The 13,269-nt window shown below is 64.1% G+C and carries 10 protein-coding genes; 6 read left to right on the plus strand and 4 right to left on the minus strand.

What is annotated here, in order from left to right; translation table 11 throughout:
- Nucleotides 1-36: 36 nt before the first annotated feature.
- The 3 genes from V1280_RS07585 to tpiA form a co-directional block, all read right to left on the minus strand.
- Nucleotides 37-1,668, minus strand: coding sequence for a CTP synthase (locus V1280_RS07585; protein WP_334521186.1), 1,632 nt, complete (start codon nt 1,666-1,668; stop codon nt 37-39).
- A 166-nt stretch (nt 1,669-1,834) separates the two neighbouring features.
- Complete coding sequence (gene secG, locus V1280_RS07590) at nt 1,835-2,224, minus strand: preprotein translocase subunit SecG (RefSeq protein WP_334521189.1); 390 nt, start codon at nt 2,222-2,224, stop codon at nt 1,835-1,837.
- Between the two features lie 143 nt (nt 2,225-2,367).
- Nucleotides 2,368-3,126: a triose-phosphate isomerase gene (gene tpiA / locus V1280_RS07595; RefSeq protein ID WP_334521192.1), complete on the minus strand. Its 759-nt coding sequence runs from the start codon at nt 3,124-3,126 to the stop codon at nt 2,368-2,370.
- 224 nt (nt 3,127-3,350) lie between these two features.
- Here tpiA and V1280_RS07600 point away from each other — a divergent pair, with 224 nt between their 5' ends.
- From V1280_RS07600 to moaC, 4 genes are read left to right on the plus strand one after another with little or no spacing between them, the layout of a single operon-like run.
- The gene (locus V1280_RS07600) at nt 3,351-5,249 is read left to right on the plus strand and encodes a SurA N-terminal domain-containing protein (protein ID WP_334521195.1); all 1,899 of its coding nucleotides are present in this window, start codon (nt 3,351-3,353) and stop codon (nt 5,247-5,249) included.
- A gap of 14 nt (nt 5,250-5,263) precedes the next feature.
- A complete protein-coding gene (gene trpD / locus V1280_RS07605; protein WP_334521198.1) occupies nt 5,264-6,277 on the plus strand; it encodes an anthranilate phosphoribosyltransferase in 1,014 nt (337 codons plus the stop codon).
- A 7-nt stretch (nt 6,278-6,284) separates the two neighbouring features.
- Nucleotides 6,285-7,106, plus strand: a complete 822-nt coding sequence (trpC, locus tag V1280_RS07610) for an indole-3-glycerol phosphate synthase TrpC (protein ID WP_334521201.1) — start codon at nt 6,285-6,287, stop codon at nt 7,104-7,106.
- 1 nt (nt 7,107) lies between these two features.
- Entirely contained in the window at nt 7,108-7,635 is a 528-nt protein-coding gene (moaC, locus tag V1280_RS07615) for a cyclic pyranopterin monophosphate synthase MoaC (protein ID WP_334521204.1), read from the plus strand.
- An 8-nt stretch (nt 7,636-7,643) separates the two neighbouring features.
- On the opposite strand, the gene V1280_RS07620 is transcribed toward moaC, so the two are convergent.
- Nucleotides 7,644-7,808, minus strand: coding sequence for a Flp family type IVb pilin (locus tag V1280_RS07620; RefSeq protein ID WP_334521206.1), 165 nt, complete (start codon nt 7,806-7,808; stop codon nt 7,644-7,646).
- A 319-nt stretch (nt 7,809-8,127) separates the two neighbouring features.
- Between V1280_RS07620 and V1280_RS07625 the strand changes: the two genes are divergently transcribed.
- On the plus strand, nt 8,128-10,848 hold the full coding sequence (locus V1280_RS07625; RefSeq protein WP_334521208.1) for a bifunctional diguanylate cyclase/phosphodiesterase: 2,721 nt from the start codon (nt 8,128-8,130) through the stop codon (nt 10,846-10,848).
- Between the two features lie 42 nt (nt 10,849-10,890).
- The gene (locus tag V1280_RS07630) at nt 10,891-13,068 is read left to right on the plus strand and encodes a hypothetical protein (protein ID WP_334521211.1); all 2,178 of its coding nucleotides are present in this window, start codon (nt 10,891-10,893) and stop codon (nt 13,066-13,068) included.
- Nucleotides 13,069-13,269: the final 201 nt, after the last annotated feature.

Raw genomic sequence — 13,269 nt, forward strand, 5'->3', positions numbered from 1 at the left:
CGCGCGAGTCAGGATCATCAAGGACGGCTGAGCCGATTACACCAACCGGCTCTGCACCATCGCCGCCTGGATGAACGAGGCGAATAGCGGGTGCGGCTCGAACGGCCGCGACTTCAGCTCGGGGTGGAACTGGACGCCGATAAACCAGGGGTGATCCTCGTACTCGACGATCTCCGGCAACACGCCGTCGGGCGAGAGGCCGGAGAATTTCAGGCCGTGCTGCTCGAGGCGGTCCTTGTAGGCAGTGTTGACCTCGTAGCGATGGCGGTGGCGTTCCGAAATCTCGGTCGCGCCGCCATAGACCTGCGAGACGCGGCTGCCGCGATTGAGTGCAGCGGGATAAGCGCCGAGCCGCATCGTGCCGCCGAGATCACCAGCCTGGTTGCGCTTCTCAAGCTCGTTACCGCGCAGCCATTCCGTCATCAAGCCAACCAAGGGTTCCTTGGTCGGACCGAACTCGGTGGAGTTGGCTCCCTCGATGCCGACGAGGTTGCGCGCGGCCTCGATGACAGCCATCTGCATGCCGAAGCAGATGCCGAAATACGGCACGTCGCGCTCGCGCGCGAACTGCGCCGCGCGGATCTTGCCTTCCGCGCCGCGCTGGCCGAAGCCGCCCGGCACCAGGATGCCGTTGACGTGCTCGAGGAACGGCGCCGGATCTTCCTTCTCGAAGATCTCGCTCTCGATCCAGTCGAGATTGACCTTCACCTTGTTGGCGATGCCGCCATGCGAGAGCGCCTCGATCAGCGACTTATACGCATCCTTCATGCCGGTGTATTTGCCGACGATGGCGATGGTGACGTCGCCCTCGGGATTACGGATGCGCTCGTTGATCTGGTGCCAGCTCTTGAGCACCGGCGGGATGCGCGCTTCGATGCCGAAGGCGGCGAGCACTTCGTCGTCGAGACCTGCGGCGTGATAGGCTTCGGGCACGGCATAGATGCTGTCGGCGTCGCGCGCCTCGATCACGGCGCTCTCGCGCACGTTACAGAACAGGCCGAGCTTGCGCCTCTCTTCCTTTGGAATCTCGCGATCGGTGCGGCAGAGCAGGATGTCCGGCTGGATGCCGATCGAACGCAGCTCCTTCACCGAGTGCTGCGTCGGCTTCGTCTTCAGCTCTCCCGCGCTCGGGATGTACGGCAGCAGCGTGAGGTGAATGTAGATGGCGTGATCGCGCGGCAGCTCGTTCTTGAGCTGACGGATCGCCTCGAAGAACGGCAGGCCCTCGATGTCGCCGACGGTGCCGCCGATCTCGACCAGCACGAAGTCGTAATCGTCGTTGCCGGAGAGGACGAATTCCTTGATCGCGTTGGTGACGTGCGGCACCACCTGGATGGTCGCGCCGAGATAATCGCCGCGGCGTTCCTTCGAGATGATGTCCTGGTAGATGCGCCCCGTCGTGATGTTGTCCTGCTTCGTCGCAGGCCGCCCGGTGAAGCGCTCGTAGTGACCGAGATCGAGATCAGTCTCCGCGCCGTCATCGGTCACGAACACTTCGCCGTGCTGATACGGCGACATCGTTCCGGGATCGAGGTTGAGATAAGGATCGAGCTTGCGGAGGCGGACCTTGTAGCCCCGGGCCTGCAGCAGGGCACCGAGTGCCGCTGAAGCCAAACCCTTGCCGAGCGAAGAAACCACGCCGCCGGTGATGAAGATGTACCGCGCCATGGGACCTAACCTCTAATCCCTCGAATCCGATTCGCCAAAGCGATTCGTATTCCGCCCCAAAAAATCTGCGGGCCTGTGGGTGAGCCAAAACTAAGAGTGGTGACAGAGCCTTGATGGGGATTGTTGATGCAGGAAGGTAGCCTCCGCCCTGCATGGCCCCCCTGCTTTATTGCGAGCGAGGCACCTGCGGGCCGCTCGGCGCCACCGGGGCCTGCTGCTGCTCGTCCGCCTTCTTCAGCGTATCCAGAATGCCGCCCGAGGTCGGCGGGGTGATCGGCCCACCGCCGGCCGGCTGGGTCTGCGACGCCGGTGCGCCAATGATCGAGGACGGCGCACGATTGTAGCCGGCGTACCAGGACAGGAACAGGCTGGTCAGGAAGAAGCCGGCAGCCAGGATCGCGGTGGTGCGCGACAACAGATTCGCGGTGCCGCGGCTCGACATGAAGCCCGCGCCGCCGCCCATGCCGAGGCCGCCGCCTTCCGACTTCTGGAGCAGCACGGCACCGATCATGACGGCAACGATCATGAGGTGGATGACGATGACAACAGTCTGCATAGTATCCTTCCGTCACAAGCCGACAGCGCCGGTACCGGCAGCCGATCGCGCTTCGCGGGTTTTCCTGAAGTTGCGCGGTGTTACACGATCGGAAACGGCATTGCCACCCCCGATCGTAGTCCTCGGTTAGCTAGGGGCAGCCTCTAGTTAGGACAGCCTTGGGCGATCGCAATGAAATCGGCCGCTTTCAGGCTGGCGCCGCCGACCAGCGCGCCGTTGACGTTCTTCACTGCCATCAGTTCGGCCGCGTTCGACGGCTTGACCGAGCCGCCATAAAGAATCCGCATCGCCGTCCCATCCGCCTTGAACCGGGAGGTCAGGAGTTCCCGGATAAAGCCATGAATCTGCTCGACATCCTTGGCCGTAGGGGTCAGGCCCGTGCCGATCGCCCAGACCGGCTCATAGGCCACGACCAGATTGGCGGCTGTGGAGCCCTCCGGGAGCGAGCCGTTGAGCTGGCCCCGGACGATGTCCAGGGTCTGGCCGGCATCGCGCTGGGCCTGCGTCTCGCCGATGCAGACGATCGCGACCGCTCCTGCCCGCCAAGCAGCTTCCGCCTTCTGCCGGATCAGCGCATCGCCCTCGCCATGATCGGCGCGGCGCTCGGAATGGCCGACGATGATGGCGGTTGCACCCGCGTCCGCCAGCATTTCGGCCGCGATATCGCCGGTATGGGCGCCTGATACCTTGGGATGGCAATCCTGTGCGCCCACGCCGACCGCTTTGCCGCGCGCCTTGTCGGAAAAAGCCGCAATCAGGGTTGCCGGCGGGCAGACCAACAGATCGGCCTTGCCGGCCACCTCTGCCGCGCCATTGAGCATGGCGTCGAATTCGGCGGCCGCGGCCTTGAGGCCGTTCATTTTCCAGTTGCCGGCGATCAGCGGTCGGATGGCGTCGGTCATGTCATTTTCCAGCAAAATGAGGTTTGTGCATGCGCTAGCAGAGGAGCCGCTACAGTTCCAGAGACCAGGGGCTTTTAACCGCAGTTTCGAAGGGCGGCCTGACCTGAGGTTGCGGGGGGAAAGCCGCCACTTTATGATGGCATATCAATTTGGTGACGCGCTTCTGCGGAATCTGCATTAAGACGCGCTCCCGTTCCCCTCCTTATCAAGACAAGTTGGACCAAATGCTTCGAGGAATGCGCAAGGCCTCATCAAACTGGGTCGGCAAGACCATCATGGCCGTCGTGATGGGCGTGTTGATCATCAGCTTCGGCGTTTGGGGTATTGCCGACATCTTCCGCGGCTTCGGGCAGTCCACGGTGGCCAAGGTCGGCCACACCGAGATTTCGCTGAACGAGTTCCGTCAGATCTACACCGACCGCCTCCAGCAGATCGGCCGCCAGTTCGGCCGCCCGCTGACGCCGGAACAGGCGCGCGCGTTCGGCCTTGATCGCCAAGTGCTGCAGCAGACGATCGCGGAAGCAGCCCTCGATGAAAACGCTCGCCGGCTCGGGCTCGGTCAGTCCGACGACCAGATCCGCGAGCTCATCATGAACGATCCGAACTTCAAGGGCGTCGACGGCAAATTCGATGCGAACCGCTTCCAGAGCCTGATCCGGAATTTCGGCTACACCGAGCAGCGCTACGTCGCCGAGCAGCGCAAGGTGGCGCTGCGCCGGCAGATCACCGGCACGATCGGCGCCGGCCTCGAGCCGCCGAAAGCCATGCTCGACGTCGCGACGCGCTTCCAGAACGAGCAGCGCGCGATCGAGTTCGTCAGGCTCGACACGGCACAGGCAGGCACCATCGAGGCGCCCTCGCCCGAGGCGCTCGCCGCCTATTTCGAGGATCACAAAGTCCAGTTCCGCGCGCCCGAATATCGCAAGATCGTCTTCGCCGTGATCTCGCCTGAGGAGATCGCCAAATGGAGCGACGTCTCCGATGACGACGCGAAGAAGCTGTTCGATCAGCGCAAGGACCAGCTCTCCACGCCGGAGAAGCGCCAGATCCACCAGATCGTATTCCCGAATGCTGCCGACGCGCAGGCCGCGCGCGAGCGCCTCGCCGGCGGGCTCTCCTTCGAGGACCTCGGCAAGGAGCGCGGACTGAGCGCCACCGACGTCGATCTCGGGCTCGTGGCGAAGTCCGCACTCGAACCCGTCGTCGGCGATGCCGCCTTCGCGCTTCCCGCAGGCGAGATCAGCCAGCCGATCCAGGGCCGTCTCGGCGTCTCGATCGTCAAGGTCGACAAGATCGAGCCGGGCGCCGAGGCCGACTACGCCAAATTTGCCGGCGACGTGAAGCGCCAGATCGCGACCGAGCGTGCGCGCGTCAAGGTCGCCGAGCTCCGCGACAAGATGGAAGACGAGCGGGGTGCCGGCACCAGCGTCGCCGATGCCGCGCAGAAGCTCGGGCTCACCGCCGTGACCATCGATGCCGTCGACCGCTCCGGCCGCGCGCCGAGCGGGCAGACCGTCGCCAACATTCCGCAGGGCCTCGATGTGGTGTCGCAGGCCTTCAACAGCGACGTCGGCGTCGACAACGACCCGATCTCGTTCAAGGGAGGCTATGTCTGGTACGACGTGCTCGCCATCACGCCGTCGCGCGACCGCAACCTCGACGAGGTTCGCGACCAGGTCGAGGCCCGCTGGCGCCAGGACCAGATCGCCACCAAGCTGAAGGCGAAGGCGACCGAGATGGTGCAGAAGCTCGAACAGGGCGGCAAGCTCGCCGACGAGGCGGCTGCGATCAACGCCAAGGTCGAGACCGCCAGCGGCTTCAAGCGCGATGATCAGCCGGCCGGCGTGCCCGCAAACATCGTCGCGGCCGCTTTCCGGACCGCCAAGGACGGCGTCGGACAGGCGCCCGTGACCGGCGGCAGCGAAGTCATCGTCTACCGCGTCACCGACATCGTCGATCCCGCGGCCGACACCGCCTCCGACGCCGTCAAGAAGCTGAAGGACGGCATCGACCGGTCGCTGACCGACGAGCAGGTTGCCTCCTACGTCAATAAGCTTCAAACCGACATCGGGACCAGCATTAATCAGGCCGCCTTCGCGCAGGTGACCGGCGCGAACCAGTGAGTTGAAAGCACGCGATGGACGACCTGAAATCGATCATTGGAAAAGTGGCGACCGGCGCCAGCCTGTCGCGTGACGAGGCCGCTTCCGCCTTCGACGCCGTAATGTCCGGCGAGGCCACGCCCTCGCAGATGGGCGGCCTGCTGATGGCGCTGCGCGTGCGCGGCGAGACCGTGGAAGAGATCACCGGCGCGGTCACGGCGATGCGCTCGAAGATGCTCACGGTTGACGCGCCTGCGGACGCCGTCGACATCGTCGGCACCGGCGGCGACGGCTCCGGCTCGGTCAACGTCTCGACCTGCGCGTCGTTCATCGTCTCGGGCACCGGCCTGCCGGTCGCCAAGCATGGCAACCGCGCGCTGTCCTCGCGCTCGGGCGCCGCCGACGTGCTGGCCTCGCTCGGCGTGAAGATCGACCTCAAGCCCGAGCAGGTCGGGCGCTGCGTGCGCGAATGCGGCATCGGCTTCATGTTCGCGCCGGCCCATCATCCCGCGATGAAAAACGTCGGTCCGACCCGGGTCGAGCTTGCGACCCGTACGATCTTCAATCTGCTCGGACCGCTGTCCAATCCGGCCGGCGTGAAGCGGCAGATGGTCGGCGTGTTCTCGCGGCAATGGGTGCAGCCGCTGGCGCAGGTGCTGAAGAATCTCGGCTCCGAATCCGCCTGGGTGGTGCACGGCTCCGACGGACTGGACGAGATCACCCTCACCGGCCCGACCTTCGTCTCCGCGCTCCACAATGGCGAGATCCGGAATTTCGAGGTGACGCCCGAGGACGCCGGTCTGCCGCGCTGCGAGCCCGGTGCACTCAAGGGCGGCGATGCCGACGCCAATGCGATCGCGCTGCAAAGCGTGCTCGACGGCAAGCCGAGTGCCTATCGCGATGTCGCGCTGATGAACGCCGCCGCCGCGCTCATCGTCGCCGGCCGCGCCAGGGACCTCAAGGAGGGCGTCGCGATCGGTGCGAAATCACTCGACAGCGGCGCGGCGAGCGCACGGCTGAAGCATCTGATCGCTGTCTCGAACAGCTGAGCCTGTCATGTCTGATATCCTGACCAAGATCGAAGCCTACAAGCGCGAGGAGATTGCGGCGGCCAAGCGCGCGCAGCCGCTCGCGGCAGTGGAGGCAAAGGCCAAGGCGCAAGGCGCACCCCGCGGCTTTGTGCGCGCGATCAGGGCCAAGCACGCCGATGGCGAGTATGCGCTGATCGCCGAGGTGAAGAAGGCCTCACCGTCCAAGGGGCTGATCCGCGCCGATTTCGATCCGCCCGTGCTCGCCAAGGCCTACGAGGCCGGCGGCGCGGCTTGCCTGTCGGTGCTGACCGACACGCCCTCGTTCCAGGGCCATCTCGACTTCATGGTGGCGGCGCGTGGGGTGACCTCGCTGCCGGTGCTGCGCAAGGATTTTTTGTTCGACACCTATCAGGTGGTGGAGGCGCGTGCCCACGGCGCCGACTGCATCCTCATCATCATGGCCGCGCTCGATGACGCCACAGCCAAGGACCTCGAAGACACAGCAATTGCCTATGGAATGGACGTGCTGATCGAGATCCACGATCGCGCCGAACTCGACCGCGCGCTGAAACTGCGATCGCCGATGATCGGCGTCAACAACCGCAACTTACGCACCTTCGAGACCACGCTTGCGACCAGCGAGACGCTGGCACCGCTGATTCCCGACGGACGGCTGATGGTCGGCGAGAGCGGCATCTTCACGCAGGCCGATCTCGCCCGGCTCGAGCGCGTGGGCATGTCGACCTTCCTGGTCGGCGAGAGCCTGATGCGGCAGGCCGACGTCACCGCGGCGACGCGGACGCTGCTCGCGCGCGAGACCAAGGCCCGCGCCGCGGGCACGCGCTGATATGGCGCGCAAGCCGTCCAAGGCCGGGCCGAAGACCAAGCCGTCGAACCAGGCGAGCCCCGCCCTCACCCATATCAGCGCCTCCGGCGAGGCGCGGATGGTCGACGTCTCGGACAAGGCCGCAACGGAGCGGCTCGCCGTCGCCGAAGGTCGCGTCGTCATGGAAAAGGCGACACTCGACCTGATCGTCTCCGGCAATGCCAAGAAAGGCGACGTGCTCGGCACCGCGCGCATTGCCGGCATCATGGCGGCGAAACGCACCTCCGAGCTGATCCCGCTTTGTCATCCGCTCGCGCTGTCGAAAGTCACGGTCGACATCGAGCCCGACGCCAAGCTGCCGGGATGCGTGGTGCGTGCCAGCGTCAAGGTGACCGGCCCTACAGGCGTCGAGATGGAAGCGCTGACGGCGGTATCGGTCGCCTGCCTCACCATCTACGACATGATCAAGGCCGTGGAGCGCGGCGTCCGCATCGAGGGCATCCAGCTCATCGAGAAGCTCGGCGGCAAGTCGGGCCACTACCGCGCCTGACCACGCTGCTACTTCAGCGACGAGCTGATCGAGCCGAATTTTGCGCTGAGCTTGCTGCCCATGCCGTTGACGACGGTGATGATGGCGAGCGCGATGCCCGCGGCGATCAGGCCGTATTCGATCGCGGTCGCGCCGGATTCGTCGGCCCATAAATTCTGCAAAGCCTCTTTCATGATCGTGTTTTCTCTGCGTCGTTGCGCGGTTCATCAGTCCGGTTTGCAAATCGCGCGCCAGTGCGGCACTGAGGACCGTCAACACGTTAGATGGTTAAGCGCGGGTTGACGTCGCCGCGACCGGCAAGAACTGACCGGCATCTCGATCGTCGCAGGCAAATCCTGCACGCTGCTCGTCATGCGCATCGATTGCATTTGTGTGTTGCGGTTTATGTCGCGTTAACCGCGCTTCCTAACGCCGCTTCCACATCGATCTCGTAAACCGACGGATGTTACGGGGGGCGTGAATTGACCCTGACGTGTGTACGGCAACGACGACATGATGACGAGATACGGCAGTCGCCTCCTTGACCAGGCGTTTGTCCGCAGCGGGCCGATCCGCTGGCTGGTGGTGGGCGGCACACTCCTGATCGCTGCGATCGCCATCGGCGCAGTGCTGATGGCGCAGAATTTCCGCGAGCGCGCGCTGCGCAACTCCGGCCGTGAGCTGGAAAACACCGTGCTGCTGCTCGCCCATCATTTCGATCAGCAATTGCAGGATTTCGCGGTCATCCAGAGGGATTTCGTCGGCCATGTGCGCGCGACCGGAATCACGACCGCGGAGGACTATCGCAAGCGCCTCGCCGGCCAGGACGTGCACCAGATGCTGCGTTCGAAGATCGAGGCGCTGCCCTACATGGGCGGCCTCAACATCATCGACGCCGACGGCAATGTGATCAACTCCTCGACGACATGGCCGGCCCCGAAGGTCAACGTTGCCGATCGCGCCTATTTCCGCTCTTTCCGATACGATCCGCAGGCACCCGACGTGCTGATCGAACCGGTGTATAGCCGCATCTCCGGCGCATGGACCATCCTGATCGTTCGCAAGATCATGGGACCGCACGGCGAATTCATGGGTGTTGTCGGACGCGGCATCGAGCCGGCCAATTTCGAGAAGTTCTTCGGGTCCGTCGTGCTCGGCGAAGGCGCGACGATCTCGATGCTGCATCGGGACGGCACCTTGCTTGCCCGCTTCCCGCATTCCAGCGAGATGATGGGACACAATTTCAGGAACGGCTCGTTCGAGCGGCAAAAGATCTTCGCACTCGATCATTTCGCCGGACGCTTCGTGAGCCCGGTCGACGGTGAGGACCGGCTGGTCTCGGCGCGCGCCCTGCCCCACTTCCCGATCCTGATGATGGCGACGACCACGCGCGCGGCGGCGCTTGCCGACTGGCGCGAGCAGATCGGCATCCTGATTTCGGTCGCCGGCGCCTCTGCGCTCGCGATTGCCGGCGTACTGATCGCGATCGTGCGCAAGCTCCTGGAGCAGCATCGCATGTCCCGGGAGCGGCTGACGCTGGAGAAGCAGCGCCTCGACCGCGCCGTCAACAACATGACCCAGGGCCTGCTGCTGTTCGACGCCTCGCAAAAGCTCGTGGTCTGCAACCAGCGCTACATCGAGATGTACGGCTTGTCGGCCGAGATCGTGAAGCCCGGCTACAGCTTCCGCGACATCATCCTGCACCGCAAGGCCACGGGTTCGTTCCCGGGCGACGTCGACCAATATGTCGCGCGCGTGCTGCGCGACATCCACGTGCGCAACTCCATGGTCGTCGACACCGGCGACGGCCGCTCGATCCAGATCGTCAACGAGCCGCTCGGCGACGGCGGCTGGGTCGCCACCCATGAGGATATCACCGAACGTCGCCGCATCGAAGAGCGCATCACCCATCTCGCGCACTACGACGCGCTGACCGACCTGCCGAACCGCGCCATGTTCCACGAACATCTGCGCGGAGAGCTCCTCGCCAACGTCGACGGCGAAGAGCTCGCGGTGCACTACATCGACATCGACGAATTCAAAGGCGTCAACGACGCTCTCGGCCATCTCGTCGGCGACGAACTGTTGAAGTCGGTGGCGGAGAGCCTCCGCGGCTGCGCCGGCCCCACCGACTTCGTGGCGCGGCTCGGCGGCGACGAGTTCGCGATCGTGCAGAGCGCAGTGACCTCGCAGGACCAGGTCAATGAGCTCGTCGCGCGGGTCTTCGCGGCGATCCGCACGCCGTTCGACTGCATGGGCCACCATCTCACCACCGACGCCAGCATCGGCATTGCGCTTGCGCCGGGACACGGCACCGCGCTGGACCAGATCCTGAAGAATGCGGACATGGCAATGTACGCCGCCAAGGCCGCGGGGCGCCGCACCTACCGCTTCTTCGAGCCGGAGATGGACGCCAAGGTGCGCGAGCGGCGCCAGCTGGAGATCGATCTTCGCCACGCCATCGCTCATGGCGGCCTCGAGGTCTACTACCAGCCCTGTCTCAGCCTCAAGGACGACCGCATCACCGGCTGCGAGGCGCTGGTGCGCTGGCGTCACCCCGAGCGCGGCATGGTTTCACCGGCCGAGTTCATCCCGATCGCCGAGGATACCGGGCTGATCAGCGAAATCGGCGAATGGGTGCTGGCGACGGCCTGCCGCGACGCCGCTACCTGGCCCGACGACATCCGCCTCGCCGTCAACGTCTCGCCGGTGCAGTTCAAGAGCGGCACGCTGGCGCTGAAGATCATGGCGGCGCTGGCCACCTCCAATCTGCCGGCGAGCCGGCTCGAGCTCGAGATCACCGAGGCCGTGCTGATCCGCGACGACGAGACCGCGCTTGCGATCCTGCACCAGCTTCGCGCCATCGGCGTCCGCATCGCGCTCGACGATTTCGGAACCGGCTACTCCTCGCTGAGCTATCTGCACCGCTTCCCGTTCGACAAGATCAAGATCGACCGCTGCTTCGTCAACGATATCGCTGGTCCCGACGGCTCTGCCAGCATCGTGCAGGCTGTGGTCAATCTCGCCAGCGCCCGCCGCATGGCGACCACGGCCGAAGGCGTCGAGACCGAGGAACAGCAGCGGCTGCTGCGTGCGCTCGGCTGCTCCGAGATGCAGGGCTACCTGTTCAGCGCCGCGAAGCCGGCCGACAAGGTCATGGAGCTGTTCGCGCTGCATCGCAGCCGCCTCGCCCAGCGCGACGGCAACGAAGCCCGCCGCCGCGAGGCGGGCTAGTGGATTGGATCCAACACTTGGTGCCCGCGCCTGACGGCGGCGATGATTTTACGCGTGCGGCCAATGTCAAAAACCATGAATTCGACCATGACTTACAAGATTGAAAAAATCGGGCAATGGCGCGTCTCGAAGACGACGCCTCCAACGCGGAACTTCTACGAACATCACAATTGCGGCTTTCTGGTCACTGGCTATCCCGACAAGAGCGATTGGCTCGTTTCGCCCTTGGGGCGCAGCATTGGCGGGCGCGCGATCGAGCACGCCCCCGACTTCGGCTGGGCGCTCGGTTCGGATCGACAGCAGGAACATCGGCTGCTCCACCTCTACATTCTCGACTTTCCGCGAAAGTCGATCCGAGAAGTCGAGGGGCTGGCCTTGACCAGAGAAAGCAGAATCCTCGGCGATTACGACAGCAAGCATCTGATCGCGCTCGTCAACCGTGCCTCTCCGGATAGCGAGGACAGATGGCCGAGGGAAATCATCGTCATCGACATCGCCACGGCGAGGCCGATCAATCGTTTCCGAACCGGAACTTTCGGATACAATTTTCGGAACATCGCGCGGTGTCCGGGCGGATGGCTCAAGATATTTTCGTACGGTCCCGACCCCGATCGCGAAAACGCCTGGGCTCCAGGATTTATCGAAATCCAGCCTCTGACAGCCGAAATCGCATTTAGCCCGTTTCCGCGCGCCGGCCACGAAAGCCTGACCATCAGCCGATCCGGACGCCATGTCCTTCGAGAAAATCTGGCGCGCCTGCCCGTGCGCGATCTGCCGGAAAGCCATCCAGCGCCGGCCGATTTCGATGGCAAGAAGCGCCGCTACGGGCGCTCAGTGCAGCTCTGGTCGGGAGAGCCATACGCCTATCAGCGAGACCTCATGCTTGGCTGGTCCGGCATCAAGGGTGACGTCAAGATTCTTTCCGACTATTGCGCCGCCAAGCGCCGCAATCTCGATGAGATCGCTCGTCTATGCGCTGAGCCTCGCGCGGACCCCATGTCCTGCCCGATCGAGACTGCCGACAAATGGACGACAAACCCCGAGCTGCAAGCCATCGCCAAGGCGCATTGGGAATTTTCCGAACTTCCCTGGCAGTTCGGCAAGGCGCCGCTCGTCTGGCAAGACGATGAAACAGCATTTTGGTGGAAGGATCTGGAGTCCTGGACCTGTGTCGGACTAGATGGGACATTGTCGCCGCCCGTCATCCTCAAAGGAAAGGTCGTTTCCTTCGTCGCCAGGCCCAGCCGAATTGGCGAAGCCGTGGTCGAACTCGATCACGGCTATGCAAGATATGTCGTCGACGGCTCGCCTTCGGACGATCCCTTTGTGTCGCGCGCAGCGCCGCCCGCAACGCCGTTGCCGACAGATGCAGCCTACGAAAAGCGCCAGCGCAAGGCTCAGGCCGAGGTGACGAAAATCGTCAAGGCCTCGACCGCGTTACGCGTCAGCATCCCGTCTTTGCAGCTTGACGACTGCATTGTCGCGATTGACGCGATGACCACGGCGCTGGATCGGGGACTGAGGTGGTTCACGAACAGGGACAGCGTCTTTCAGTTGCGCATCGAAGCCGCTGGATCGAAGCTCGATGAAGTCAAGTTTTTCGACCACGTCGAAACTCTCGGGCCCGCCGTGGCCCCAGCGTTGACCAGGTTACTGAAAAAATGCTGCGCTGACCCGGATATGTGGACTGTCTGGAGTCTGGAGTTGGAAGACGGATGCCAGGCTTTCGGCCCGGCTGCCAAGGCGCTTGGAGCTATAGAGGCCGGTGCGTGGCCGCATCTGGCGGAATATCTCATGTATGTCGATGACAGCCACGAAGGATATTTCCGAAGCGTCACCGAGCCGCATTTCATCGAGACGCATGGCTGGCGCGACGAGAGTTTTGATCTCTCGCTTTCGGCCATCGTCCAGATGCGCGGCAATCTGGGGGACGACTTCATCCCCTTTTGGAGAGACATGAAATTGGCCGCCGCCGCGGAGCGCGTTTATTCGCCGACGGAATTTGCCACGCGCATGCTCGACGTGCGCGACCGCATGGTGTCGTCGGCCGCGGGAACGTTTGCAGCTTCGCTCGCCAGGGCCGCCGCAGCCGTGGACGGTCGCCAGACCACCCATGGTTGGCGAACCTACGACGACCTTTTCGAGCAAATTGGTGGGAGCCTGACGCCTTGGGAGGAGCGCCTCTTCGCAGAACTGAAACGACGGTCCCAACAGAGGTGACGCCGTAACGCGCCAGATTTTATCCACTAGCTAGGCGCGCACTGGAATGGAAAGTCCCGTTTTTCGCGACGAAGCGGAATCGCGCAGCTCGGCCATCGCGGACGGCTTTTGTCGCGATGCCACCTCAAGGTAGCGGGCGAACCCGATGCGACAACGCAATCCTCTCGACAACGAGAATCGTCGCCGCACAAATTCGCCCGG

Origin of the sequence: Bradyrhizobium sp. AZCC 2230, from assembly GCF_036924495.1 — a bacterium.
Classification (GTDB): domain Bacteria; phylum Pseudomonadota; class Alphaproteobacteria; order Rhizobiales; family Xanthobacteraceae; genus Bradyrhizobium; species Bradyrhizobium rifense.